General features: G+C 72.2%; 18 protein-coding genes. 14 read left to right on the forward strand and 4 right to left on the reverse strand.

Annotated elements, in window-relative coordinates:
• Window positions 1-12: 12 nt before the first annotated feature.
• Window positions 13-918: a cellulose-binding protein gene (locus ACY34M_RS26185; RefSeq protein WP_462720963.1), complete on the forward strand. Its 906-nt coding sequence runs from the start codon at window positions 13-15 to the stop codon at window positions 916-918.
• Window positions 919-1,077: 159 nt separating this feature from the next.
• Window positions 1,078-1,665, forward strand: a complete 588-nt coding sequence (gene def / locus ACY34M_RS26190) for a peptide deformylase (protein WP_462720964.1) — start codon at window positions 1,078-1,080, stop codon at window positions 1,663-1,665.
• Window positions 1,666-1,680: 15 nt separating this feature from the next.
• Here def and ACY34M_RS26195 read toward each other — a convergent pair whose 3' ends face one another.
• The 3 genes from ACY34M_RS26195 to ACY34M_RS26205 form a co-directional block, all read right to left on the reverse strand.
• A complete protein-coding gene (locus tag ACY34M_RS26195) occupies window positions 1,681-3,318 on the reverse strand; it encodes a sodium/solute symporter (RefSeq protein ID WP_462720965.1) in 1,638 nt (545 codons plus the stop codon).
• Window positions 3,315-3,656 (reverse strand): DUF485 domain-containing protein, encoded by a 342-nt coding sequence (locus ACY34M_RS26200; protein ID WP_462720966.1) that lies wholly within the window; start codon window positions 3,654-3,656, stop codon window positions 3,315-3,317. Before ACY34M_RS26200 ends, ACY34M_RS26195 begins: the two co-directional genes overlap by 4 nt.
• A 116-nt stretch (window positions 3,657-3,772) precedes the next feature.
• A complete protein-coding gene (locus ACY34M_RS26205) occupies window positions 3,773-5,335 on the reverse strand; it encodes an MDR family MFS transporter (protein WP_462720967.1) in 1,563 nt (520 codons plus the stop codon).
• 294 nt (window positions 5,336-5,629) lie between these two features.
• On the opposite strand from ACY34M_RS26205, the gene ACY34M_RS26210 reads away from it, so the two are divergent.
• The 8 genes from ACY34M_RS26210 (at window position 5,630) to ACY34M_RS26245 (ending at window position 19,477) form a co-directional block, all read left to right on the forward strand.
• Complete coding sequence (locus ACY34M_RS26210) at window positions 5,630-6,418, forward strand: ABC transporter ATP-binding protein (protein WP_462720968.1); 789 nt, start codon at window positions 5,630-5,632, stop codon at window positions 6,416-6,418.
• Window positions 6,415-9,000, forward strand: a complete 2,586-nt coding sequence (locus tag ACY34M_RS26215) for an ABC transporter permease (RefSeq protein ID WP_462720969.1) — start codon at window positions 6,415-6,417, stop codon at window positions 8,998-9,000. The genes ACY34M_RS26210 and ACY34M_RS26215 overlap by 4 nt, the downstream gene beginning before the upstream one ends.
• Window positions 9,001-9,568: 568 nt before the next feature.
• Window positions 9,569-10,453 (forward strand): 2-dehydropantoate 2-reductase N-terminal domain-containing protein, encoded by an 885-nt coding sequence (locus tag ACY34M_RS26220; protein ID WP_462720970.1) that lies wholly within the window; start codon window positions 9,569-9,571, stop codon window positions 10,451-10,453.
• 25 nt (window positions 10,454-10,478) lie between these two features.
• Window positions 10,479-11,738, forward strand: a complete 1,260-nt coding sequence (locus ACY34M_RS26225; RefSeq protein ID WP_462720971.1) for a glycosyltransferase — start codon at window positions 10,479-10,481, stop codon at window positions 11,736-11,738.
• Window positions 11,739-12,274: 536 nt separating this feature from the next.
• Window positions 12,275-14,038, forward strand: coding sequence for a right-handed parallel beta-helix repeat-containing protein (locus tag ACY34M_RS26230; RefSeq protein WP_462720972.1), 1,764 nt, complete (start codon window positions 12,275-12,277; stop codon window positions 14,036-14,038).
• A 15-nt stretch (window positions 14,039-14,053) separates the two neighbouring features.
• Window positions 14,054-14,944, forward strand: a complete 891-nt coding sequence (locus tag ACY34M_RS26235) for a polysaccharide lyase (protein ID WP_462720973.1) — start codon at window positions 14,054-14,056, stop codon at window positions 14,942-14,944.
• Window positions 14,945-15,094: 150 nt separating this feature from the next.
• Window positions 15,095-18,637: a transcription-repair coupling factor gene (gene mfd / locus ACY34M_RS26240; RefSeq protein WP_462720974.1), complete on the forward strand. Its 3,543-nt coding sequence runs from the start codon at window positions 15,095-15,097 to the stop codon at window positions 18,635-18,637.
• 69 nt (window positions 18,638-18,706) lie between these two features.
• A complete protein-coding gene (locus ACY34M_RS26245) occupies window positions 18,707-19,477 on the forward strand; it encodes an N-acetyltransferase (RefSeq protein WP_462720975.1) in 771 nt (256 codons plus the stop codon).
• Between the two features lie 94 nt (window positions 19,478-19,571).
• Here ACY34M_RS26245 and ACY34M_RS26250 read toward each other — a convergent pair whose 3' ends face one another.
• Window positions 19,572-20,405, reverse strand: a complete 834-nt coding sequence (locus ACY34M_RS26250) for a DUF4190 domain-containing protein (protein ID WP_462720976.1) — start codon at window positions 20,403-20,405, stop codon at window positions 19,572-19,574.
• Between the two features lie 196 nt (window positions 20,406-20,601).
• Here ACY34M_RS26250 and ACY34M_RS26255 point away from each other — a divergent pair, with 196 nt between their 5' ends.
• The 4 genes from ACY34M_RS26255 to ACY34M_RS26270 all read left to right on the forward strand — a co-directional run bounded on the left by ACY34M_RS26255 (window position 20,602) and on the right by ACY34M_RS26270 (window position 25,966).
• A complete protein-coding gene (locus tag ACY34M_RS26255) occupies window positions 20,602-22,671 on the forward strand; it encodes an N-6 DNA methylase (protein ID WP_462720977.1) in 2,070 nt (689 codons plus the stop codon).
• Between the two features lie 291 nt (window positions 22,672-22,962).
• Window positions 22,963-23,568 carry a hypothetical protein gene (locus tag ACY34M_RS26260; protein WP_462720978.1) on the forward strand — a complete coding sequence of 202 codons (606 nt, stop codon included), beginning with the start codon at window positions 22,963-22,965 and terminating at the stop codon, window positions 23,566-23,568.
• A complete protein-coding gene (locus ACY34M_RS26265; protein WP_462720979.1) occupies window positions 23,565-25,100 on the forward strand; it encodes a serine/threonine-protein kinase in 1,536 nt (511 codons plus the stop codon). The genes ACY34M_RS26260 and ACY34M_RS26265 overlap by 4 nt, the downstream gene beginning before the upstream one ends.
• 194 nt (window positions 25,101-25,294) lie before the next feature.
• Window positions 25,295-25,966, forward strand: a complete 672-nt coding sequence (locus ACY34M_RS26270; protein WP_462720980.1) for a SurA N-terminal domain-containing protein — start codon at window positions 25,295-25,297, stop codon at window positions 25,964-25,966.
• Window positions 25,967-25,971 lie beyond the last annotated feature (5 nt).

Raw genomic sequence — 25,971 nt, forward strand, 5'->3', positions numbered from 1 at the left:
AGGGGAATCCAGATGAGCGCTGCGGGTGGAGCGGAGTCGTCCCAGTACGGCTTCGTCGTCGTACGGGGCCGGGGCTACCGCCCCGAGCAGGTGGAGGCGGCCGCCGAGGCGCTCTTCGGGGAACGGGACGAGGCCTGGGAGCGGGCCGCGCGCCTGACCGTCCTCGCCAAGGAGATGGAGGAGGAGGCCGAGCGGCTGCGCGAGGTCGTCGCGAACCTCGCCCCGCAGACCTACGAGTCGCTCGGCAAGCGCGCCCAGTACCTCCTGGAGCTGGCCGAGGAGGAGAGCACCGCCGTGCGCGGCGCCGGTCTCGCCGACGCGCAGGCCGAGGCCGACGCCGCGCGGGCCGCGGGCGACGAGGCGCGCGACGACGCGCGGGCCCACTCCGACGAGGTGCGCGGCAAGGCCGAGGAGTACGCCCAGCGGCGCATCGCGGCCGGGCAGGCCGAGGCCGACGACATCCGGGTGTCCGCGCGGCGCGACGTGAAGGAGACGCGGGGCGAGGCCCTCACGGCGCTCCGCGAGATGCGCGAGCGCACGGACGCGAACCTCGCCGACCAGGCCAAGGAGCACGCCGACCGGCTCGAGGAGTGCGACCGGGAGGCGGCCGACCAGGTGGCCGCGTCCGAGGCGTGGGAGGCGGGCGCCGTCGCCGAGGCCGAGGAGCGCCTGTCGGAGGCGAAGCGGACGCTCGGCGAGGCCGAGGAGGAGGCGCGGCACGGCCAGGAGGACGCGGACGCCGCGGCGGCGGAGCTGCTCGCGCAGGCACGCGCGCGTGCGGAGCGGATCGAGCGGGAGACGGAGTCGATCCTCGAGGGGCACGAGGAGGAGCGCGAGGAGATGCGCACCCACATGGAACATGTCCGCGCCTCCCTCGCGGGGCTCACGGGGAAGGCCGCCGCGGCCGACGCGGAGTGACGCCCGACCGGTCCTACGCCACGGGGCTCAGCCCCGGACCCCGCCCCTCAATCGCCGGCGGGGCTTGAAATGACGCACCTCGAGCCCCGCGACGTAAGGTTGGCGCTCGTCAATGCGTGTGCGGACGTGAGGGGTTGAGTCGGGATGGGGGAGCGGCGGATGTTGGCCGAGGTGGAGCGTGGGGCGGTGCGGCGCATCACGGTCGTGGGTGAGGACGTGCTGCGGCGCCGCTGCGAGCCGGTCACCGACGCGCTCTTCGGCACCCCCGAACTCGACCGTCTGATCGACGACATGTTCGCGACGAACCACGTGGCACACGGCGCGGCCATCGCCGCCAACCAGGTCGACGTCGATCTCCAGCTGTTCGTCTACGACATGGAGGACGACTGGGGCGTGCGGCACACCGGTCACATCGCCAATCCGGTGCTCGACGAGCAGCCGCCGGCCGAGCGCAGGCTCGTCGACGGGATGGAGGGCTGCCTCTCGGTGCCGGGCCCCTACAAGTCGGTGTCGCGCGCCGACCACGCCGTCGTACGCGGCCACGACAAGGACGGCAGGCCGGTCGTCGTCGAGGGCCGCGGCTACTTCGCCCGCTGCCTTCAGCACGAGACGGACCATCTGTACGGCCGCCTCTACCTCGACCGCCTCGCCAAGCGCGATCGGCGGGACGCGCTGCGGGAGATGGAGGAGCTGAAGGACGGCGTGCTCGCCCGGCGGGCCCAGCTGGCGGAGCGGCTCGGCAAGTAGCGCCCGGTTCCGTCGTCAGCGTCGGGTGCCCCCGCCCGGTGCCGTCGGCGCGCCCGCCAGGATCCACGCCTCCACGGCCTCGTACTGCTGTCGCTGGGCGTCGGCCCTGCGCCGGTCCGTGAGGACCGTGCCGAGCCAGCCGAACAGGAAGCCCAGCGGGATGGACACGACACCGGTCGTCGTGAACGGGAACCAGTTGAAGTCCATGCCGGGGAACGCCGAGGTCGGCGAGCCCGACACCAGGTTCGTGCCGGTCATCAGGACGACGCAGGCCGCCGTGCCGCCGAGCAGCGTCCACAGCAGTCCCGCGCGCGTGTAGCGGCGCCAGAAGAGGCTGTAGACGAGGGCCGGGGCGATGGCGGACGCACCGAGGCAGAACGAGAGCGTGACCAGCGGCTGGAGATTGCGGTGCTGGAACACGCAGGCGAGCGCGATGGCGAAGGCGCCGACGCCGAGGGCCGAGATCCGGGCGGTGGACAGCTCCTGCCGCTCCGTCAACTCCCCTCTGCCGTACGTGATCACGTCGTGCGCGAGGGAGTTCGCGCAGGCCAGGATCATGCCCGCCACGGAGGCGAGCAGCGTGAGGAACAGCGCGGTGGTGACGGTGGTGAACAGCAGGGACTCCGCGGTGGTCGTCGTCGCGCCGAAGACCGCCCGCGCCCCGAGCAGGTACGCGGTGTTGCCCTGCCGGTCCGCGCGGGCGATCGCGGCGCCGCCGAGCATCGCCGTCGCGCCGATGGCGACCACGGAGACGACCAGGACGAAGAGGCCGACCGCGGACACCGCCCAGGTCATCGAGCGGCGCACCTCGCGTGCGTGCCGGGCGGTGTACATGCGCATCGTGACGTGCGGCAGCGCGGCCCCGCCGACGACCACCGTCAGCTCCGAAGTGATCATGTCGAGGCGCGGCGACGCGCTGTTGGCGAACTGCAGGCCCGAGGTCAGATAGGCGTTGCCCGCGCCGCTGCCGCGCGCGGCGGCCGTGAGCAGGGCTCCGGGGTCCCAGTCGAAGCGGCGCAGGACGAGCACGGCGATGAGCACGCCCGAACCGAGCAGCATCACGATCTTGAAGATCTGGATGACGGCGGTGCCCTTCATGCCGCCGATCGCCGCGTAGCTGATCATGAGGCCGCCGAGCGCGATCACGCAGGCCGTCTTGAAGCCCTCGTTGGTGAACCCGAGCAGGAACGCCAGCAGATCGCCCGCGCCCGCCAGTTGGACCAGCATCATCGGCATCAGGGCCGCGATCGTCGCTGCGCAGGCCGCCATCCGCACGGACCGCCCCGGCATCCGCCGCGCCAGGGTGTCGCCCATGGTGAACCGGCCCGCGTTGCGCAGCGGTTCGGCCAGCAGGAACATCAGCAGCATCAGGGAGAGCGCGGTGCTCAGGGCCAGCACCACGCCGTCGTAGCCGACCAGTGCGATGATGCCGCCGGTGCCGAGGACGGTGGCCGCGGAGATGTAGTCGCCCGCGATGGCCAGGCCGTTGCGGATCGGGCCGAGGCGGCCGAAGCCCGTGTAGAACTCCTCCAGGCCGTCGCGGTCGGGGCCGGTCATGATGCACAGCAGGAGCGTGGTCGTCGCCACCGCGGTGAACGCGACCAGGGACATGGCGTCGGTGGACGCGGCGGCGACGGCCGGGCCCGTGGTCATCGCGCGTAGCTCCCGCCGCCTCGGCCCTGGCGGCGGATCCGGTGGACGAGCGGGTCCACGCGGCGCCGGGCCGTGTACTCGTACAGGAGCAACGCCAGGCAGGTGACCGGGAGTTGGCACAGGCCGATGAGCAGTCCTGTGGAGAGCCCGCCGGTGGCCGAGCGGTTCATGAGACCCGGTGCGAACGCGGAGAGCAGCAGGAAGAGCGTGAAGTAGCCGAGGGCCGTGAGGGTGGCGACGCGGCGCTGCCAGCGGTAGGCGGTGCGCAGCAGGCGCAGTTCGGTGGTGGGGGCGCTGCGCAGATCCGCGTGGCGGGGGAGGCGGTGCGTGTGGGACATCCCTGTTCTCCTTGCATGCCTCGGGACCGCCGGGGACTGGGCGGACCGCAGGGAGTGCGTGGGGAGCCGGAACGTTACTCGTAGGTAGACCAGTTGGGGAGCGTTTGGATGAACGATCAGTCCGTGCGACGCGACTTTTCTTGTACGTGAGGTGAGTGTTGCTGGTGGGGGACTTGTGCGACGGATGACTTTTCCTGCCCGGCCCCGTCCGCTATGAGGTCGGCAGGCTCCGATTCCAGGACGGGGAAGCGTCGCGGGGCCAGTGTCAGGAGGACCACGAGGGCGAGCCCCGCGGCGCAGGCGGCGCCGACGTACACCGAGTCGACGGCCGCGTCGATCGCCCGCCGCACCCCGTCGGCGCCGGGGTCGCGGGCCACCGAGTCGAGGTCGGAGCCGGAGCCGAGGCGGGCCGAGATCACGCCATTGGCGACCGCGCCGAAGACGGCGGCGCCGACCGTCTGCCCGATCTGCCGGTAGAAGAGGACCGAAGCGGTGGCGGTGCCGCGCTCCGCCCAGCCGACGGTGGACTGCACGCCCACGATGAGCGGGAGCTGGAACAGGCCGAGGGACGCGCCGAGCAGCAGGCTGATCAGCGTGGGCTGCCAGACCGCGCCGGGGAAGGGCAGCAGCAGCGGGAACGCGGCGAGCAGCACCAGCGCCCCCGCCATGCCGAGCGCGGCCGTGTCGCGGAAGCCGATCCTGCGGTACACGTGCTGGCTCAGGGCCGCCGAGACCGGCCAGCTCAGCGTCATCACGGAGAGCACGAAGCCGGCGGACGTCGGGGACAGGCCGAGGACGGACTGCGCGTACGTCGGCAGGAACGTCGTCGGCGCCACCATCAGCAGGCCCATCGCGCCGAGCGCCAGATTGACCGCGGCGATGGTGCGCCGCCGCCACACCCACCCCGGCAGAATCGGCTCGGCCACATGCCGTTCGATCACGAACACAGCGCCGATGAGGACAACCCCCGTACAGAGCAGGGCGATCGAGGGCGCCGAGTCCCACGCCCACGCGACCCCGCCCTGCACCAGCCAGGTCAGCAGCACACCGCCCGCCGCGAACACCCCGAGCGCGCCCGCCCAGTCGATCCGCACCCGCGCCGCCCGCTCCCGGCTCGGCTCGTGCAGATGCCGTACGAGGAGCAGGAGCGCGACGGCGCCGATCGGCAGGTTGATCAGGAAGATCCACCGCCAGCCCGCGTACGACGCGAGCAGCCCGCCGAGCGCCGGGCCGAGGACCGACGAAGTGGCCCACACGGTCGACAGCTTGGCCTGGATCTTGGGGCGTTCCTTGAGCGGGTAGAGGTCGGCCGCCAGGGTCTGCACCGTGCCCTGGATCGCGCCACCGCCCAGGCCCTGCACCACCCGGAAGGCGATCAAGGCGGTCATGTTCCACGCGGACGCGCACAGCAGCGAGCCGACCAGGAACAGCACGCTGCCCGCGATCAGTACGGGCTTGCGGCCGAAGGTGTCCGACAGCTTCCCGTACACGGGGAGGGTGACGGTGACCGCGAGCAGATAGCCCGAGAACAGCCAGGAGAAGAGGGAGAAGCCGCCGAGGTCACCGACGATCTGCGGCACCGCGGTCGAGACGATGGTCGAGTCGAGCGCGGCGAGCGCCATGCTCAGCATCAGCGCGGCGACGACCGCCGCGCGGCGCCGGTCGGTGGTTCCCTGCATGCGTTCCCCCTGCACGTATCTACCTCAGGAGCTTATGCGGGGGAGTCGACCCTGAGTAGAGGTCCTCCGAGGGGTGGACCTCCCCTAAGGGGACCTCTGTAGAAGGGGGCAGGGTCGGTTCGTCCCGCCGGAGGACGAGCGGGCACGGGGCCCTTCGTAGCGTGTGGTGGTGGGGTTTTCCCCCGGAGAAGACGGGGCCTTTCCGCACCGCGCCGGGGCACCCCGCTCCACCAGACTGAGCCGCACAGGCGCTGATTCACGCATCCCACGCGTGACCGACTTAGGAGACTTACCGTGACTACGGCTGCGACCATCCCCAGGCACGGGGGCACTGGACAGAGTTCGGCCGTCGCCGCGCGTGCGCGGCAACTGGTGAAGGCGTACGGGGCGGGGGAGACCCGCGTCGTCGCGCTCGACCACGTCGACGTGGACATCGCGCGCGGCCGGTTCACCGCGATCATGGGTCCCTCGGGCTCCGGAAAGTCGACGCTGATGCACTGCCTGGCCGGCCTCGACACGGTCACGTCCGGGCAGATCTTCCTGGACGAGACCGAGATCACCGGCCTGAAGGACAAGAAGCTCACGAAGCTGCGCCGCGACCGGATCGGCTTCATCTTCCAGGCGTTCAACCTGCTGCCGACGCTGAACGCGATCGAGAACATCACGCTCCCGATGGACATAGCCGGCCGCAAACCGGACCGCGCCTGGCTCGACCAGGTCGTGGAGACGGTGGGCCTGGCCGAACGCCTGAAGCACCGGCCCACGCAGCTCTCCGGCGGACAGCAGCAACGCGTCGCCGTCGCACGGGCGTTGGCCTCCCGGCCGTCGATCATCTTCGGTGACGAGCCCACCGGAAACCTCGACTCGCGTGCGGGCGCCGAGGTCCTCGGCTTCCTGCGCCGCTCCGTCGACGAACTCGGCCAGACGATCGTGATGGTCACGCACGACCCGGTCGCGGCGTCGTACGCGGACCGCGTCCTGTACCTGGCGGACGGCCGCATCGTCGACGAGATGCACCGCCCGACCGCGGAGGCGGTCCTGGACCGCATGAAGGACTTCGACGCGCGGGGCCGCACGTCATGAGTGCCAACACGGTCATGAAGACCTCGCTGCGCAACTTCTTCGCGCACAAGGGCCGGATGGCCCTCTCCGCGGTCGCCGTCCTGCTGTCCGTGGCCTTCGTCAGCGGCACCCTCGTGTTCACCGACACGATGGACAAGACCTTCGACAAGCTCTTCACCGCCACCGCGTCCGACGTCACCGTCAGCCCCAAGGACGCCGAGGCCGAGGGGAGCGCCACCGGGCGGCCCGAGGCGCTGCCCGCGTCCGCGCTCGCCGCGGTGAAGCAGGCCGAGGGCGTCAAGTCCGCCGAGGGCGCGGTCAGTTCGATGAACGTGACCGTGGTGAACTCCGACAACAAGAACATGGGGTCCACCACCGGCGCCCCCACCATCGCGGGCAACTGGACGCACAACGACCTGCGTTCCATGGAGATCACCTCCGGGCACTCCCCGCGCGGCCCCACCGAGGTCATGGTCGACGCCGACACGGCGAAGAAGCACCACCTCACGATGGGCGACGAACTGCGCACCATCACCGCCACCGGCGACATCAGGGCCAGGATCACCGGCATCGCCTCCTTCACGGTGACCAACCCCGGCGCGGCCGTCGTCTACTTCGACACCGCGACCGCCCAGCGCGAACTCCTCGGCAAGACAGGGCAGTTCACACAGATCAACGTCGCCGCCGACAGCGGCGTCAGCGACGCGCGCCTCAAGAAGGACGTCGCCGCGGCCCTCGGCACCGGCGGCACGTACAAGATCCAGACCCAGCAGGAGGCCGCGGACGCCAACGCCGCGGACGTCGGCTCCTTCATGGACGTCATCAAGTACGCCCTGCTCGGCTTCGCCGGCATCGCCTTCCTCGTCGGCATCTTCCTGATCATCAACACGTTCTCGATGCTGGTCGCCCAGCGCACCCGCGAGATCGGCCTGATGCGGGCCATCGGCTCCTCGCGCAAGCAGGTCAACCGGTCGGTGCTCGTCGAGGCGCTGCTGCTCGGCGTCGTCGGCTCGGTGCTCGGCGTCGGCGCGGGCATGGGCCTCGCCGTGGGCCTGATGAAGATCATGTCGTCCATGGGCATGGACCTGTCCACCGACGACCTCACCGTGAAGTGGACGACCCCGGCGATCGGCCTGCTGCTCGGCATCGTCGTCACCGTCCTCGCCGCGTATCTCCCGGCCCGCCGCGCCGGCAAGGTCTCCCCGATGGCCGCGCTGCGCGACGCGGGCACCCCGGCCGACGTCAAGGCGGGCGTCGTACGCGGAGTCGTCGGCGTCGTCCTCACGGGCGGCGGCGGGTTCGCGCTGTACCTCGCCGCGCAGGCCGACAAGGCGAGCGAGGGCGCGCTGTGGCTCGGCGTCGGCATCGTCGCCTCGCTCATCGGGTTCGTCGTCGTGGGGCCGCTGCTCGCGGGCGTCGTGGTCCGCGTCGTCAGCGCCGTGCTGCTGCGGATGTTCGGCCCGGTGGGACGCATGGCCGAGCGCAACGCGCTGCGCAATCCGCGCCGTACCGGTGCCACCGGCGCCGCCCTGATGATCGGCCTCGCGCTCGTCGCGTGCCTGTCCGTGGTCGGCTCCTCGATGGTGGCCTCGGCGACCAGTGAGCTCGACAAGTCGGTCGGCGCGGACTTCATCGTGGAGGGCCAGGGCGGCATCAAGCCGCAGGCGGCGAGGGACCTGAAGCAGGTGCAGAAGGACGGGTACGTCTCCCACGTCACGGAGGTCAAGTACGTCGAGGCCCGGCTGACCACGCCGAACGGCGCGACGAAGTCGGAGGAGCTGGTCGCGGCCACCCCGACCTACGCGCAGGACCTGCGCCGCGAGACGACCTCCGGCGAGCTGTCGGCGGCGTACGGGAAGAACGCGATGTCGGTCGGCTCCGGCTTCGCCGAGAAGCACGGGGTGAAGGTCGGCGACACCATGACCGTCGCCTTCGACCACGGGCGCACCGCGCAACTGAAGATCGCGGCGATCACGTCGGACGACACCACGTTCGACAAGGGCGCGATGTACACGAACCTGACGACGGCCGCGCGCTATCTCCCGGCGGACCGGATGCCGCTCAACGGGATGATGTTCGCGAAGGCGGAGTCCGGCAGGACGGACCAGGCGTACAAGGCGCTCAAGACCTCGGTCGCCGCCGACCCGACGGTCCACGTCAAGGACCAGACCGACTACAAGCAGACGCTGAAGGACCAGATCGGCCAGCTCCTGAACATGATCTACGGGCTGCTCGCGCTCGCGATCATCGTGGCGGTGCTCGGTGTCGTGAACACGCTGGCCCTCTCGGTCGTCGAGCGGACCCGCGAGATCGGCCTGATGCGCGCCATCGGCCTCTCCCGCCGCCAGCTGCGCCGCATGATCCGCCTGGAATCGGTGGTCATCGCCGTCTTCGGTGCCTTCCTCGGCCTGGGCCTCGGCATGGGCTGGGGTGCGACGGCCCAGCAGCTCCTGGCCCTGGAGGGACTCGGCGTTCTGGAGATCCCCTGGCCGACGATCGTGGCGGTCTTCATCGGCTCGGCCTTCGTGGGCCTGTTCGCGGCGCTGGTTCCGGCGTTCCGGGCGGGGCGGATGAACGTGCTGGGGGCGATCGCGACAGAATGACGCATTCCTTTCCGGGGAGAACGGCTCCCGGCGCACCCACGGTGCGCCGGGAGCCGTTCTTCTGTCCCGGAAGGTTCACCTCGGCGGAGAAAAGCCCTGCTGGCACGAAACCTCTCCTTTTTCGGACATGCGCAATTAGTAGCCATATCTCAATCCTTCTGGCCTCGCGGGGTGTTCAGGACCTAATGTCTGTCCCGGAGGGGCGAACGCCGAAAGGTGTTCAGCATTCATGCAATTCAGGGGGGTTGAGGGGCGAGTGCTCTCGTCTACGACCGCGGTCACCCGCGCCGCCGAGACAATCGGCCATGAGCTGCGGGAATCCGGGGGCCCGAGAGCGCAGGCGGCGGAGAGGCCGAGAGCGAACCGGTGTTGAGCCGGCGCTCCGGCGTCCGCATCCGCATTTCTCTTTTCCGTGCCCGCATGCCGGTTCTCTCTTGAACTTCCCGGTCTCCACCGGTCCTTCCAGGCCCTTCCGGGGCCTTTTCAGGCCGGCCGTGGGCGCATTCCTGTGACGTTTCCGCATGCGCCGGCCCGAGAGCCGCGCATCCGACCGGGAGACGAGCTCACCATGTCAAGGATCTTCATCGTCGGTTCCGGCGTCGTCGGTACCGCCACCGGCAAGGGCCTGCTTCGTGCCGAGCACGAGGTGACCTTCATCGACGTGGCACCCCAGCGCCTGGACCAGCTGCGTGCCCAGGGACTCGACGCACACGACTCGCTCGATCTGAAGGGGGCGCCCGACGCGTTCATCTTCCTCACCCTGCCGACCCCGAGCACCGGCCACGGCTACGACCTGACCGCCTTCGAGGACGGCACCTCTTCGGTCGGCCGGGCCCTGGCCGACGCCACCGCCCCGCACGTCGTCGTGGTCCGCTCGACCGTGCCGCCCGGCACCGCCGACGGCCTGGTCAAACCGATCCTGGAGAAGTACTCCGGCCGGACCCTCGGCGAGGACTTCACCCTCGCCAGCAACCCGGAGTTCCTGCGCGCCGCCTCCGCCGTCGAGGACTTCCGCCATCCCTGGATGACGGTGATCGCCTCCCGCAGCGCGCGCACCCGGGAGCGGCTCGCCGCGCTGCTCGCCCCGTTCGGCGGCGAGACCCGCTTCTTCAACGACCCGGCCGAGGCCGAGTTCGTGAAGTGCGCCCACAACATCTACAACGCCACGAAGATCAGCTTCTGGAACGAGATGTGGCTCGTCAGCCGCACCCTGGGCCTCGATCTGGACCCCATCGCGCAGACCGTCGCCCGGTCCGCCGAGGCCTCGTACAACCCGTACTACGGCATCCGCGGCGGCAGCCCGTACGGCGGCGTCTGCCTGCCGAAGGACACCCGGGGATTCCTCGGGCTCGCCGACGCCCTCGGCGTGGACATGCCCCTGCTCACGGCGGTCGTCAAGGTCAACGACGTGCTCGCCACCGATGACGACGGCCCGGCCCTGAAGGGCCGCTGAGCAGGCGCGACCACGAGGACGGATCATGAGCAGATTCTTCGACTCCATCAACAGCGGGCTCACCGACCTCCGCTACTACCTCGTCTACCTGCCGCTGGGCATCATCGGCCTGGTCCGCTGGGCCTCCTGGCTGCTGCGGCGGGTGCCGGCGGCCCTGTACCGGCCGGCGCGCGGCGACTTCAAGGCCTCCCTCGGCGTCGTCGTCCCCGTCTACCAGGAGGACCCGGAGATCCTCCGCCTCGCCATCGAGTCCTGGCTGGCGAACGAGGTCGACGAGGTGGTCCTGGTCGTCGACGTCACGGACGACGTCTGCCGCCGGGTCGCGGAGGGCTACCCGGTCACCGTCGTCGTCACCGACGTCCCCGGCAAGCGCGACGCCCTGCGCCGGGGCTGGGAGGCGTGCAGATCGGAGTTGGTCGCGCTGGTCGACTCCGACACGATCTGGGCCGACGACGTCGCTGCCGAGGTCCGCAGGCCGTTCGCCGACCCTCGGGTCGGCGGCGTCGGCACCCGGCAGAACGTCTACAACCCCCGCGGTTTCCTCCAGCGGGTCAACGACATGTTCCTCGACTACCGGTACTTCGACGAGAACGCCGCGCAGACCGTCCTCGGCCGCGCCGTCTCCTGCCTGTCGGGGCGCACCGCCGTCTACCGGCGCGCCCTGCTCCTCGAGGTGGCCGACGACTTCATGAACGAGACGTTCATGGGGGTGCCGTGCATGTCCGGCGACGACAAGCGGCTGACCACGCTGATCCTGGAGCGCGGGCACCGCACGTACATGCAGCGCTCCGCACGGGTCTGGTCGACGTTCCCCGGCACCCTGCGCGTCTTCTGCAAGCAGCGGCTGCGCTGGGCCCGCAACACCTGGCGCTCCGATCTCAGAGCCCTGTCCCGGCGCTGGGTCTGGCGGCACCCGTTTCTCGTCTACAGCATGGTCGACAAGGGCGTCAGCAGCTTCACCCTGCTGCTGTCGCCGTTCTTCATGACGTACGCGATCATCCGCCAGGACTGGTTCTTCGTCGCCTGCCTGGGCGCCTGGTGGTGGGTCAGCCGGTCGATGAAGATGCTGCCGCACCTCGTGCGCCGGCCGACGTCCTTCTTCCTCGTGCCGGGGTTCGTGGTGATGTCGTTCCTGATGGCCGTGATCAAGATCTGCGCCCTGTTCACCGTGCGCCGGCAGCGCTGGCTCACCCGGCAGGTCTCGGTCGAGAACGGCGTCGTGGTCCGGACGGCTGCGACCTCCGGGCCGACCGCGCCCTCCTCCGGAGCGGGGGCGAGGGCATGAGGCCCGACACCGGCGCGCGGTCCCGTACCGACCGGGGCGGCGAGAAGGGCCGGGCGCCGGGGACGCGGGGAGCGGCTCTGCGCGGTGCTGGTGTGCGGGGTGCGGTCCTGCGCAGTGCGGCTCTGCGGGGTGCGGCGCTGCGCAGTGCGGCACTCGGGGTCGCGGCCGTCGCCCTGCTGACCGCTCCGGCGATGGCACCGGGCGCCGGGATGCCGGGGGCGACGGCGTCCGACGCGGCGCCGGGGGCTTCGGTGTCCGGGGGGCCGGGTGGCTCGGGTGGCCCAGGGGAGTTGGGTTCGGGTTCGGGGGCTCTGGCCTGGGGGCTGGGGCGTCCCGCTTCGGGCCCGGTGGCGCCGACGCGGGAACCAGGGGAACCGACCACGGCTCCGGGGGATCCGACGTCCTCCGCCCCTGGGCGGCCGACACAGGGGCCGACCTCCTCCGCCCCGGCTCGGCCGAGCAGGGCTCCGACGTCTTCCGCCCCGGCTCGGCCGACCCGGGTTCCCACGTCCTCGGCACCCGCGTCGCCGACGCGCGTGCCGACGACACCCACCCGGGCTCCCGAGGTTCCGGCCCCGGGCCGGACCGGGAAGCCCGCTGCCGGGGAGGGGCGGGGGCCGGATGTCGCGGCCTGGCGGCGCAACGGCAGGCCGGACCGGCTGATCGTGGTGCGGCCCGGCACCGTCACCCTGGTGCGGCGCGGCACCGTGAAGCGCCGGCTGTACCCGGGCCCGGGCGCGGTCACCCCGGGCTGGCTCTCCGCCCACGCGGGTCAGGGCTGGATCACGTACAAGCCGGGGCGGCACCCCACGATGCGGGTGCGCGCGGCGATCCTGCTCGCGCCGGGCAGCGCCCTGCAGATCAGGCCCGCCGACGGCACCGTCCTGCTGACCACGGGACGGACCGCCAGGTCCGGCACCTGGATCCGGGGTTCCCGCGCCCTCCTCGACCTGGAGGGCGCCACGCTCCGCGCGACCGAGCCCGCGCCGGGACCCGCCGCCGGGCGGCCGTACCTGGCGATGGGCAGGGGTGGCCGGATGGACATCGTCCGCTCGACCGTCACCGGGCTCGGCCGCCCCGGCACCGCCCCGACCGGGGAGTCCGGGGTCACCTGGGGCCGGGGCAGCACCGGACGCGCGGTCGCCTCGACGTTCCGCGGCAACCGGACCGGGCTGCGCCTCACCGGCTCCCGCGGGGTCCGGCTCGACCGGGTCACCGTGAGGGGGTCGGCCGAGGACGGCGTCGCCCTGAACGGGGACCGCGGCACCGCGGTGCGCCGGCTGTCCGTCGGGACCAGCGGGCGGCACGGCGTCGTCGTGGGCGGGACCGACGGCCGCTTCCTGGCCGGCGTCTCCACCACGGCCAACCGAGGCGTCGGCATCCGGGCCACGCCCCAGCGCGGCCTCACCCTGGCCGATCCCGTCTCGTACGGCGACGGGAGCGGCGGTGTCCGGCTGATGTCCTGCGCCTCCTGCACCGTGCGGCGGCCCGTGGTCCGCGTGACACCGACCGCGCTCGCCGTGCTCGGCGCGGGTTCCCGGGTGACCGTGAGCGAGCCGGACCTGGCCGGCGACGGCAGCGGTACGGGGATCTCGCTGGCCGCCGGCATCGGCGGCGCGACCGTCCGCGGCGGCGATGTGACCGCTTTCGAGCACGGCGTCGAGATCGCCGGAGCACACGTCGTCGTCGACGGCACCGTGCTCCGAGACTCCGGCACCGGGGTCGCCCTGCGCGGCCAGGCAGGGCAGGTCGCACTGCGCGACCTGGACGTACGGCCGAAGCGGTTCGGGATCACCGCGTCCGCGACCACCCGGGGGGTGTCCCTGTCCGGAGTGCGGATCGGCGGCACGGCGCTGAAGGGGCTGTCCTCCGCGTCGCCGGGGCTGCGGGTCAGCGGCGGCTCGGTCACCGGAGCCCGCACGGCCGTCGACCTGAGGGGCTCGGCCCGTCTGGACCGGCTCGTCGTCAGCGGGGCCCGCCGCGGTGTGCACCTCGCCGGGCGGACCCGGGTCACCGCCGTCGGCGTGGACGTACTGGCGCGGCGCAAGGGCGTCGACGCCGAGAAGGGCGCCCGGCTCGACCTGACCGACTCCCGGGTGCGGGCGGCCGTCGCGCTCTCCGGGGACGGTTCGGTGTACCGGCACGGTGACACGGAGATCAGCCTGCCGCCCTTCCCCTGGCTCGGCCTCGCCGCGCTGGTCGCGCTCGGGCTCGCGGTGCTGCTGCAGACCGTGCACCAGGTGAGGCACCGCAGAACCGCGTCACCGCGGGTCGCGGGCCATGTCCGCAACACGGCGTGACAAGGAGGGAATGCCATGCGCAGGCGGCAGTTCATGGTGGCCGGAGCCGCCGTGGCCGGAGCGGTACTCGTCGGGTGCTCGTCCGGCTCGAAGGACGACGACCACGGCACGCCCCCGCCCGGCACGCCGTCGCCGGGCACCCCGACGGGCCCGTCGCCGACCGGCGGCGCGCACGCCGTCGCCGGGTTCTTCGGCATGCGGGTCAGGGCCCGGCACGCGGGCTCGTTCGGGCTCGACCGTGCCGGGCTGCTGCCCGGCGGCGGGCCGGTGCGGGGCCCGGTCCTGCGGGTGCGGTACCCGGCCCGCTCGGCCAGCCCCAAGGTGGCCCGCACCTACGACCGGCCCGAGGGCGGCACCCAGCTCTACCTGCCGCTGCGCGCCGGGCCCGTCGACCGGCTGCACCTGCGGTACTGCCTGCGCTTCCCGCCCGGCTTCGACTTCGTCAAGGGCGGCAAGCTGCCCGGCCTCTATGGAGGGACGGCCACCAGCGGCGGGCACATCCCGGACGGCGACGACGGCCTGTCCACCCGCTACATGTGGCGCCGCGGCGGCCGCGGTGAGGTGTACGCGTACCTGCCCACCTCGAAGGTGCACGGCACCTCGCTGGGCCGCGGCTCCTGGTCCTGGCCGGTCGGCCGCTGGACCTGCGTCGAACAGTCCGTGGTCCTGAACCGGCCCGGGCGCCGCGACGGCTCGGTGACCGTGGAGCTCGACGGGCGCCGGGTGCTGCGCCGCTCCGGCCTGGAGTTCCGCACCACCGACGACCTGCGCATCGCGGGCGTCTTCTTCTCGACGTTCTTCGGCGGCGGCGACCCCAGCTGGGCCACCCCGCGCACGCAGTACGCGGACTTCACCGCGTTCGCCGTCGCCGACCACCACATCGGCCCACCGCCCGGTCTCACCTAGACCCCGACCAGATCCCGACCAGCCCCCACCGGCCCCGTCCGGCCCTGTCCGGCGGCTGTCCGCGCGGCGACGTACTCTGGAGAACCCCGGCCCGTGAGACGTGTCGGGCCCTTTGCGTTGCCCACCCCGGACGGGAAAGGCCAAGGCCCCATGAGCCTGCACGGACTGCTCGACGCCGTCGTCAAGGACGTCGCCCTCGCGGAAGCGATCACAGCCGCCGGCGACGGCAACCGGATGCACGTCGACCTGGTCGGCCCTCCGGCGTCGCGCCCCTTCGCCATCGCGGCCCTCGCCCGCGAGGCGAAACGTCCCGTGCTCGCGGTGACCGCCACCGGCCGGGAGGCCGAGGACCTGGCGGCGGCGCTGCGCTCGCTGCTGCCCGCCGACGGCGTCGTGGAGTACCCGTCGTGGGAGACGCTGCCGCACGAGCGCCTCAGCCCCCGCTCGGACACCGTCGGCCGCCGCCTCGCCGTGCTGCGCCGCCTCGCGCACCCGAGCACGGACGACCCGGAGACCGGCCCGGTCTCCGTCGTCGTCGCACCCATCCGTTCCGTGCTGCAACCGCAGGTCAAGGGCCTCGGCGACCTGGAGCCCGTGGCCCTGCGCACCGGGCAGAGCGCCGACCTGGAGGAGACGGTCCAGGCACTGGCCGCGGCGGCGTACGCCCGCGTCGAGCTCGTCGAGAAGCGCGGCGAGTTCGCGGTGCGCGGCGGCATCCTCGACGTCTTCCCGCCGACGGAGGAGCACCCGCTCCGCGTCGAGTTCTGGGGCGACGACATCGAGGAGATCCGCTACTTCAAGGTCGCCGACCAGCGCTCCCTGGAGATCGCCGAGCACGGCCTGTGGGCGCCGCCCTGCCGCGAGCTGCTCCTCACCGACGACGTGCGGGCGAGAGCGGCCGACCTCGCCGAGCAGCACCCGGAGCTGGGCGAGCTGCTCGGCAAGATCGCCGAAGGGATCGCCGTCGAGGGCATGGAGTCCCTCGCCCCCGCCCTCGTCGACGACATGGAACTGCTGCTCGACGTGCTGCCGGCCCGCTCCATGGCCGTGGTCTGCGACCCGGAGCGGGTGCGCACGCGCGCCGCCGACCTGGTGGCGACCTCGCAGGAGTTCCTCCAGGCGTCCTGGGCGGCCTCGGCCACCGGCGGCAAGGCCCCCATCGACGTGGGAGCCGCGTCCCTGTGGGCGATCGCGGACGTACGGGACCGGGCGCGCGAGCTCGGGATGATGTGGTGGTCGGTGTCCCCGTTCGCGGCGGACGCCGTGGACACCGACGCCGACACCCTTCAGCTCGGCATGCACGCCCCGGAGACGTACCGCGGCGACACCGCCCGCGCGCTCGCCGACACGAAGGGCTGGCTCGCCGACGGCTGGCGCGCGGTCTACGTCACCGAGGGGCACGGCCCCGCGAGCCGCACCGTCGAGGTGCTCGGCGGCGAGGGCATCGCGGCCCGCCTGGAGAAGGACCTGGGCGAACTCGCCCCGTCCGTCGTCCAGGTGTCCTGCGGAAGCCTCGAATTCGGCTTCGTGGACCCGGCGTTGAAGATCGCGGTCCTCACCGAGACCGACCTCACCGGGCAGAAGGCCGCCGGCAAGGACGGCGCCCGGATGCCCGCGCGGCGCCGCAAGACCATCGACCCGCTCACCCTCGAATCCGGCGACTACATCGTGCACGAGCAGCACGGCGTCGGCCGCTACATCGAGATGGTGCAGCGCACGGTGCAGGGCGCGACCCGCGAGTACCTCGTCGTCGAGTACGCGCCCGCCAAGCGCGGCCAGCCCGGCGACCGGCTCTACATCCCGACCGACCAGCTGGAGCAGATCACCAAGTACGTGGGTGGGGAAGCGCCCACCCTCCACCGCCTCGGCGGCGCCGACTGGACGAAGACGAAGGCGCGCGCCAAGAAGGCCGTCAAGGAGATCGCGGCCGACCTGATCAAGCTGTACTCGGCGCGCATGGCGGCACCCGGCCACGCCTTCGGCACGGACACGCCCTGGCAGCGCGAGCTGGAGGACGCGTTCCCGTACGCGGAGACGCCCGACCAGCTGACGACGATCGCCGAGGTCAAGGAGGACATGGAGAAGACGGTCCCGATGGACCGCCTGATCTGCGGCGACGTCGGCTACGGCAAGACGGAGATCGCGGTCCGCGCCGCGTTCAAGGCGGTCCAGGACGGCAAGCAGGTCGCGGTCCTCGTGCCGACGACCCTCCTCGTCCAGCAGCACTTCGGCACGTTCACCGAGCGGTACGGCCAGTTCCCCGTCAGTGTGAAGGCGCTCAGCCGCTTCCAGACGGAGACCGAGTCGAAGGCGACGCTCGAAGGGCTGCGGGACGGTTCGGTCGACATCGTCATCGGCACGCACCGCCTGTTCTCCTCCGAGACCAAGTTCAAGGACCTGGGCCTGGTCATCGTCGACGAGGAGCAGCGGTTCGGCGTCGAGCACAAGGAGCAGCTGAAGAAGCTGCGGGCCAACGTCGACGTCCTGACGATGTCCGCGACCCCCATTCCCCGTACGCTCGAAATGGCGGTCACCGGCATCCGCGAGATGTCGACGATCACGACGCCGCCGGAGGAGCGCCACCCGGTGCTGACCTTCGTCGGCCCGTACGAGGAGAAGCAGATCGGCGCCGCCATCCGCCGTGAACTGCTGCGCGAGGGCCAGGTCTTCTACATCCACAACCGGGTCGAGTCCATCGACAGGGCGGCGGCGCGGCTCCGGGCGATCGTGCCGGAGGCGCGGATCGCGACGGCGCACGGCCAGATGTCCGAACAGGCCCTGGAACAGGTCGTCGTGGACTTCTGGGAGAAGAAGTTCGACGTCCTCGTCTCGACGACGATCGTCGAGTCCGGCATCGACATCTCGAACGCGAACACGCTGATCGTGGAGCGCGGCGACAACTTCGGCCTCTCGCAGCTGCACCAGCTGCGCGGCCGCGTCGGCCGAGGCCGCGAGCGCGGCTACGCCTACTTCCTGTACCCGCCGGAGAAGCCCCTGACGGAGACCGCCCACGAGCGCCTCGCGACGATCGCCCAGCACACGGAGATGGGCGCGGGCATGTACGTCGCGATGAAGGACCTGGAGATCCGCGGCGCGGGCAACCTCCTCGGCGGCGAACAGTCGGGACACATCGCGGGCGTCGGCTTCGACCTGTACGTACGCATGGTGGGCGAGGCCGTCGCGGACTACCGCGCCTCCCTCGAAGGCGGTGACGGATCTTCGGACGAGCAGCCGCCGCTGGAGGTCAAGATCGAGCTCCCGGTCGACGCGCACGTCCCGCACGACTACGCGCCGGGGGAGCGGCTGCGCCTCCAGGCCTACCGGGCCATCGCGTCCGCGAACACGGAGGAGGACGTCAAGCACGTCCGCGAGGAACTCGTCGACCGCTACGGCAAGCTGCCGGAGCCGGTGGAGAACCTGCTCCTGGTGGCCGGCCTGCGGATGCTGGCGCGGGCCTGCGGCGTCGGCGAGATCGTCCTCCAGGGCAACAACGTCCGCTTCGCCCCGGTGGAGCTGCGCGAGTCCCAGGAGCTGCGCCTCAAGCGCCTCTACCCCGGCACGGTCATCAAGTCGGCCACGAACCAACTCCTCGTCCCCCGCCCCAAGCCCAAGAAGATGGGCGGCAAGCCGGTGGTCGGCCGCGAGCTGCTGGCGTGGGTGGGCGAGTTCCTCACGTCGATCGTGGGGGCGTAGCCCGTACCGGGCAGCGGACGGGGCGGAAAAGTGGCTGCGGTTTTGGGGTGGTCGCTGCACGATGTGCGGATGGAAACCGTCCCCGGCTCCCGCAGCGATCTGACGATCACCACTCTCGCCGAGCGCCCCGAACTGGCCCTTCCCCTGTGGACGATGGCGGACACCTGGCCCGTGTTCATCGGGCACGACGTGTGCGCCGGGGCCTTCCTGCGGCGCATCTGGGAGGAGCTGCCCGAGTACGCGTTCGTGGCGACCGACGCCGGAGGGCGTGTGGTCGCCAAGGCGTACAGCGTGCCGTTCGTGCTGCACGCCGAGGGGCGTGGGGAACTGCCGGACGGCGGCTGGGACCAGGTGTTGCAGTGGGCGTTCGCCGACCGGGCCGCCGGGCTCGCGCCCGACACCGTGAGCGCCGTCGAGATCGCCGTCACGCCGGGGTTCCAGGGGCGCGGGCTGTCGGGGCGGATGCTCGCGGCGATGCGGGAGAACGCGCGGGTGCGCGGCTTCCGTGAGGTCGTCGCGCCGGTGCGGCCGAGCGCCAAGCACCTCGAACCCGAAACGCCCATCAGTGAGTACGCGTTCCGGGTGCGGGAGTCGGACGGGCTGCCGCACGACCCGTGGCTGCGGGTGCACGTCCGGGCCGGCGGCGTCGTCGAGAAGGTCGCGCCCGCCTCGATGGTCGTGGCGGGCTCGCTGGAGCAGTGGCGGGAGTGGACCGGGCTGCCCTTCGAGAAGGAGGGGCCCGTCGAGGTGCCCGCCGCTCTGGTGCCGGTGCGCTGCGAGCCCGAGCACGGCTACGCCGTGTACGTCGAGCCGAACGTCTGGGTGCGGCACGCGCTGTGACCGTGCGGGCCCCGTGCTCGCTGTGAACATGCGGACGCGGCACGCGCGTTGAGCGCGTGCCGCGTCCACCCCCCCCATTTCTGAAGCCGATTGCTTACAGCTTCAGGTCCCATTGCGAGCCGTCGTACTCGAAGCCCGGGGTGACCTCGACGGTCAGGTTCTTCGCGTCCGCCGGGGCGTCGAAGCCGTAGACGACCGTGGCCTTCTTGCCGGGCAGGACCGTGCCGGTGAAGGCGTCGCCGACGTTGTCGTCGAAGATCTGCTCCGCCGTGGTGCCGTTCTTGCCGGCGCGGGCGTCCGCGGTCAGCAGGGTCGCGTCGAACTTCTCCTTGGAGTCGTTCGTGACGGTGACCGTGACCTTGTAGGCGTGATTGCCCTTCTTGTGGCCCGCCGCGAACTCGCTCGGGCTGAACGTCACCGCGTTGGAGACCGCGACGGTCAGGTCGTCGTCGTAGACCACGGAGTCACCCGCGGCGAGCGTCTTGCCGGCGGCCGGCTTCTCCCCGCCTTTGTCGTCCGCGGCGTCCTCGCCCTTCGCGTCGCCGGACGCCTTCGTGTCCTTGGCCTTCGTGTCCGACACCGACTTGTTGACCTCGTCGACCACGTCGTTCACCGCCTTGAACGTCGTGTACGCACCGAAGACCGCGAGGCCCATCGCCGCGAGGCCGAGGATCGTGCCGGCCAGGGCCACCCCCTTGTTCGTGGCCTCGCCGCGCTTGGCCCGGCCGCGCCCCGTCAGACCCAGGATCAGGGCGATCACGCCGAGGATTCCGGCCAGCCAGAACAGCAGCGGGATCAGCCCCGACAGGGCGCCGATGACGCCGAGGATCAGCGCGGCGGTCCCCAGCCCGTTGCGCGCGGCCTGCTGCTGCGGCTGCTGGAACGGCGGGTACTGAGGGTGCTGCTGAGGCGGCTGGGTGTGGGACATGACTGTTCCTCCGTGATGAGAGAAGCCAACCTCCCCCCGGCTCCCGATGTCCGGCGGTTGGCTGAGGCAATAACAGCACGGCCTGTGAACCGAGTCAACCGCGTACACAGAACTGAATGTGCTCACGACTGTGAATGCGGTTCTTACGCGGGAGTCTGTATGGTCGGTCGCACAGGTACGGAGAGGAGTCGGGCCGGTGCAGGACAACGCGACAGAGGTGACCGCCGCGGGGATCGCCCGGCTCGCCGGGGTGGGGCGCGCCGCCGTCAGCAACTGGCGCCGCAGGCACGCGGACTTCCCCAAACCGGTCGGCGGCACCGAGACCAGCCCGTCGTTCGCGCTCGCCGAGATCGAGGAGTGGCTGCGCGAGCAGGGAAAGCTCGCCGAGGTCCCGCTGCGGGAGCGCGTCTGGCAGCAGCTCGCGGGACACCCCGCGGGCCCGGTCACCGCCCTGCTGCACACCGGCTGCGCCCTGCTGCTCGTGCACGACCGGCCCACGGAATGGCTCGCGCTCGCCGCGACCGATGACGACCGGGGCCTGTCCCAGCGCCTGTCGGCCGCCCTCGAAGGCATCCTCACCCCGCGCTTCGGCCACGCCACCGAGCGGGCCGTCGACACCCCGTCGCCCGCCGCCCTGCTGCCCTCGGTACCGCTCCTGCGCGGCGCCGCCGAACTCGCCACGGAACTGGGCGCCCGCGGCACCTTCGCCTTCCTGCTCGGCCGGCACCTCGACGCCAACCCGCGCCAGTACACGCTCACCCCGCAGGGCCCCGCCGAGCTGATGGCCGCGCTCGCGGGCCCGGCCGTCACCGCCCTCGACCCGGCCTGCGGCACCGGCGCCCTCCTGGACGCCGTACGCACCCACGACCCGCGGCCCGGCCGCACCCTGTACGGCCAGGACGCCTCCGCCGAACTCGCCGCGCTCACCGCGCTCCGCCTCGCCCTCGACGGCAACGGCGGAGCGGACGCCCCCGCCGTGCGCACCGCCGCCGCCGACACCCTGCGCGCCGACGCCCTGAGCGACGTACGGGCCGACGTCGTGCTCGCCCACCCGCCGTTCAACGAGCGCGGCTGGGGGCACGACGAGCTGGCCTACGACCCGCGCTGGGAGTACGGCTTCCCGGCCCGCACCGAGTCCGAACTGGCATGGGTGCAGCACGCGTTGGCGCGCCTGAAGGACGGCGGCAGCGCCGTCCTCCTGATGCCGCCCACCGTCGCCTCGCGCCGCTCCGGGCGCCGGATCCGCGCCGACCTGCTGCGCCGCGGCGCCCTGCGCGCGGTGATCGCGCTGCCCGCCGGGGCCGTCCCGCCCAACAACATCCCGCTGCACCTGTGGGTGCTGCGCCGCCCCGGCGCGGGCGCGCCCGCCGCACCCGGACTGCTGCTCGTCGACACGACCTCGCTCGCCGAGTCCGGCGACGTACGGGAGCAGCCGGTGTGGGACGAGGTGCGCGAAGCCGTGCTCGACGCCTGGCGCGCCTTCGACCGGGACGGCTCCCTGGAGGAGCGGCCGGGCCTCGCCCGCTCGGTGCCCGTCATCGACCTGCTCGACGACGAGGTCGACCTCGCGCCCGCCCGCCGCCTGCCCCCGCCGGCCGCGGGCGGCGGCGGCGCCGAACTGACCGCCGTACGCGCGGAGCTCGCCGACACGCTGCGGCTGGCCACGAAGCTCACCCCGCCCGCCGTCCCCGACGTGACGTCCCCGGCCCGCTGGCCGCTGACCACGGTCGGCGAACTCGCGCGCGCGGGCGCCCTGTCGCTGCGTACGGCGGCGACCGGCGGGGGGCCTGGAGGGCACGCGCGCGTACCCGTGCTCACCGACCACGACGTGCTGACGGGCACCGCGCCCTCAGGGGGCCACGCCACCGACGACGATCCGGTGATCCTTCAGGTCGGGGACGTCGTCGTGCCCGTGGTCGGTGGCGCCGCGGCCGTCCGTGTCGTCGGCGAGGCGGACGCGGGCGCCGCGCTGGGCCGGGGCCTTGCCCTGCTGCGGCCCGAACCGGCCGCGCTCGACCCGTGGTTCCTCGCCGGTTTCCTGCGCTCCACCGCCAACAACCGGCAGGCCTCCAGCCACGCTTCCACCGCCACGCGCCTGGACGTCCGCCGCCTCCAACTGCCCCGCCTCCCGCTGTCGGAACAGTCCGCATACGCCGAGCGCTTCAAATCCCTGGCCACCTTCGAAGCCACCCTCCGCCGCGCGTCCCGCCTCGGCGACCACCTCGTCCAGTCCCTCCACGACACCCTGACCTCCGCCGCCGATTGAGACCCGGAGCGATCTTTTGAGCTCTTGCGGCGATTGAGGCTCGGGCTCCGGGGTGGAGCCCGACCTTTTGAGCCCCTGCGGCGATTGAGCAGCGGGGTCCGGGGCGGAGCCCCGTGGCGCAGGAACGGACCAGCAAAACCGGAGGACATCGCTCCGATAGAGCCGGGTGTGAGCGGAGCGACAACGGTTCGGTACAACCCCGGGCCCGTTGTCCGAGTCCGCCTATACGCTCAAAGGAGCCGGCATCGCATTGCCGTGCGTCCCATCCCGGACAACTGACCAGGAGCTGCCATGTACGGGCCCGGCGCGGCGCCGCCCCCACGCGAGAGCGAGGGCACGGTCATCACCCTGCGGGTGCTGTTCCCTGCGCTGTCCGTGCTCACCTGCGGCCTGCTTTCCTGCGCCCCGCTGTTCCGCATCGCGGCGCTGCGCCGCACGCCGCTCGACTGGTTCCTGGCCGTCGTCTCGCTGCCCGTCAGCATCGCGCTGTTCGCCGTCATCGGCTCCCTCCCGGAGGAAGACCCGCGCACGGACGTCGCCCTCGCCGTGCTGCTGCTCATCTCGCTGGGCAGCGCGGTGTACTTCCTCGTCTACGACATCCGCAGGCCGCGCGCCGCGCACCCGCTGAACCCGTACGCGCAGACCACCCCGTCCAGCGCCTACGGACACCCGCAGCCGCACCCGCAGCAGTCCTGGCCCGCGCCGCCCCCGCAGCAGCAGCCGCACACGATGCCCACGCAGACCCCGGGCACGCCCACGCCCATGCCCGGCCCGGCACCCACCGCGCCGCCCACCCCGCAGAACCAGACCCCGCCGCCCCACCACCGCATCGACCAGGTACGCGCCGAACTGGACGAGTTGAGCGACTATCTGCGCAAGCAGGACGGCGGCCAGTGACAGGAAACGCTCAGGCCGGCGGCCGCGTCGTCGCCGGACGCTACGAACTGTCCACGCTCATCGGCCAGGGCGGCATGGGCCAGGTCTGGACGGCGTACGACCAGCGACTCGACCGCCGCGTCGCCGTGAAGCTGGTCCGCCCCGACCGCGTCGCGGGCGCCGAGGCCGACGAACTGCGCCACCGCTTCCTGCGCGAGTGCCGGGTCACGGCCCAGGTCGACCACCCCGGCCTCGTCACCGTGCACGACGCGGGCGCCGAGGGCGACGAGCTCTACCTCGTCATGCAGTACATCGACGGCGCCGACCTCGCCGACCACCTTGCCGAGCACAGCCCTTTCCCGTGGCAGTGGGCCGTCGCGGTCGCCGCGCAACTGTGCGCCGTGCTCTCCGCCGTGCACGCCGTACCGATCGTGCACCGCGACCTCAAGCCGCGGAACGTGATGGTCAAGAAGGACGGCACGATCACCGTGCTCGACCTCGGCGTCGCCTCCGTCCTCGACACCGACACCACCCGCCTCACCCACACCGGCTCACCGATCGGCACACCCGCCTACATGGCGCCCGAGCAGGCGATGGGCGGCGCCGTCGGCCCGTACACCGACCTGTACGCGCTCGGCGTGCTGCTGCACGAACTGCTCAGCGGAGACGTGCCGTTCGCGGGCACCACCGCCCTCGGCATCCTCCACCGCCACCTCTACGAGGCCCCGGTCCCGGTCCGCCAACTGCGCCCCGAGGTGCCGCAGGCCCTGGAACACCTGGTGCTGCGGCTGCTCGCCAAGGACCCGCAGGACCGCCCCGCCTCCGCCCAGCAGACGTACCAGGAACTGCTCCCCCTGCTGCCCGCGCGCGGCGTGCCCACCGGCCACCCGCTCGACCCCACCCGCCCCTTCCTGCGCCCGCACGCCCCCTGGCCGGACCGCGCCGTCACCCCCGCACCCCGCCCCGCCGGGACCGACGTCCAGGGCGACCGCCCCGACGTGGCACGGGCCGTCGACGAAGTGAAGGTGCTCCTCGGCGAGGGCCGCATCACGCAGGCCGTCGACATCCTCGGCGCGATCCTGCCCGCGGCGGCCGCCCAGCACGGCGAGCACTCACCCGTCGTCCGCACCCTGCGCAAGCAGTACGCGGCGACCCTCATGGACGACGGCCAGTACCGGCGCGCCCTGCCCGAACTGCGCCGCCTCGCCGACGAGCGCGCCGCCGAGGCAGGCCACGCCGACCCACAGTCCCTCCAGTTCCGCTACGAGTCCGCGCAGTGCCTCGAAGCGCTCGGCGAACCGGCCGCCGCCCTCGCCGAGTACCGCTCCCTGCTGCCGTACTACGAGAACCAGTACGCCACCACGGACCTCGGACTCGCCCTCGAAGTACGGCGCCGCATAGGACAGTTGCTGCTCGCCGTCGGAGACCGGGGCGCCGCCCACGAGACGCTCACCCGGCTGCTGCACGACGCCGAGCGGCTGCACGGGCCGGGGCATCCGTTCCCCGCGGAGGTGCGCCGCACCCTGCAGTGGCTCGGACAGGTCAGAGGCTGACCCGCGGCCGCTTCCCGCACCTCCGGTATCTCAACTCGCGGCGAATCGTTGTCGAAAAGGTGGCCGGGCAAGCGGTCACTGCCTAACATCGATCATCGCCGGACTTTGTGCGCCCGCCCGTCACCCGACCACCGCCCCTGGTGGACGCGCTTCGCGCGGCGGGATGCCCACAAACTCTTCGCAGGGAGGCCACCTTGCACCGCCGCAACAGCCGCCGCACCGCGCTCGTCCTGTCCGCCGCCGCCATCGCCGCGGTCCCCGCCCTGACCGCCTGCGGCAGCGAAGCGCACCCCGGTGCCGCGGCCGTCGTCGGCGGGCAGCGGATCACCGTCTCGCAACTGGAGAGCCGGGTGAACGAGGTGCGCGACGCGCAGCAGACCGCCACCAAGGACACCGCACAGTACGAGCAGGCCATCGCCAAGACCGGTGGCCTCACCCGCAACACGCTGCACACGATGGTCCTCGACCGGGTCCTGCACCGCGCCGCCACCGACGCGGGCATCTCCGTCTCCCGCAAGGAGATGCAGAGCATGCGGGCCGGCCTCGAACAACAGGCCGGCGGAGCCAGGCAGTTGGAGGTCACCTGGCTGCAGCAGTACAACGTCCCGCCGAAGCGGCTCACCGAGAGCCTGCGCACCGAGATCGAGGCGCAGAAGCTGTCGAGCGCACTCGGCGCCGACATGCGGACCCCACAGGGCAAGGCCGTCTTCTGGAAGGCGCTCTCCAGCGCCTCCAAGGAGCTGAACGTCGACCTCAACCCCCGCTACGGCTCCTGGGACGTCACCAAGAACAGCCGGGTCGACGCCAAGACGCCCTGGCTGAGGCAGGTCTCGAAGGAACCCGCCGCGCAGCAGCAGACCATGTAGTCCCG

This window comes from Streptomyces sp. EDA2-14, assembly GCF_054963755.1.

Excerpts from the sequence above, each read along its gene's own strand:
- ACY34M_RS26200 (WP_462720966.1), bottom strand. The coding sequence starts at position 3,656 with ATGTCCCACACGCACCGCCTCCCCCGCCACGCGGATCTGCGCAGCGCC.
- ACY34M_RS26185 (WP_462720963.1), top strand. The coding sequence starts at position 13 with ATGAGCGCTGCGGGTGGAGCGGAGTCGTCCCAGTACGGCTTCGTCGTC.
- ACY34M_RS26245 (WP_462720975.1), top strand. The coding sequence starts at position 18,707 with ATGGAAACCGTCCCCGGCTCCCGCAGCGATCTGACGATCACCACTCTC.
- ACY34M_RS26235 (WP_462720973.1), top strand. The coding sequence starts at position 14,054 with ATGCGCAGGCGGCAGTTCATGGTGGCCGGAGCCGCCGTGGCCGGAGCG.
- ACY34M_RS26225 (WP_462720971.1), top strand. The coding sequence starts at position 10,479 with ATGAGCAGATTCTTCGACTCCATCAACAGCGGGCTCACCGACCTCCGC.
- ACY34M_RS26205 (WP_462720967.1), bottom strand. The coding sequence starts at position 5,335 with ATGCAGGGAACCACCGACCGGCGCCGCGCGGCGGTCGTCGCCGCGCTG.
- mfd (WP_462720974.1), top strand. The coding sequence starts at position 15,095 with ATGAGCCTGCACGGACTGCTCGACGCCGTCGTCAAGGACGTCGCCCTC.
- ACY34M_RS26195 (WP_462720965.1), bottom strand. The coding sequence starts at position 3,318 with ATGACCACGGGCCCGGCCGTCGCCGCCGCGTCCACCGACGCCATGTCC.
- ACY34M_RS26250 (WP_462720976.1), bottom strand. The coding sequence starts at position 20,405 with ATGTCCCACACCCAGCCGCCTCAGCAGCACCCTCAGTACCCGCCGTTC.
- def (WP_462720964.1), top strand. The coding sequence starts at position 1,078 with ATGTTGGCCGAGGTGGAGCGTGGGGCGGTGCGGCGCATCACGGTCGTG.
- ACY34M_RS26215 (WP_462720969.1), top strand. The coding sequence starts at position 6,415 with ATGAGTGCCAACACGGTCATGAAGACCTCGCTGCGCAACTTCTTCGCG.
- ACY34M_RS26260 (WP_462720978.1), top strand. The coding sequence starts at position 22,963 with ATGTACGGGCCCGGCGCGGCGCCGCCCCCACGCGAGAGCGAGGGCACG.
- ACY34M_RS26220 (WP_462720970.1), top strand. The coding sequence starts at position 9,569 with ATGTCAAGGATCTTCATCGTCGGTTCCGGCGTCGTCGGTACCGCCACC.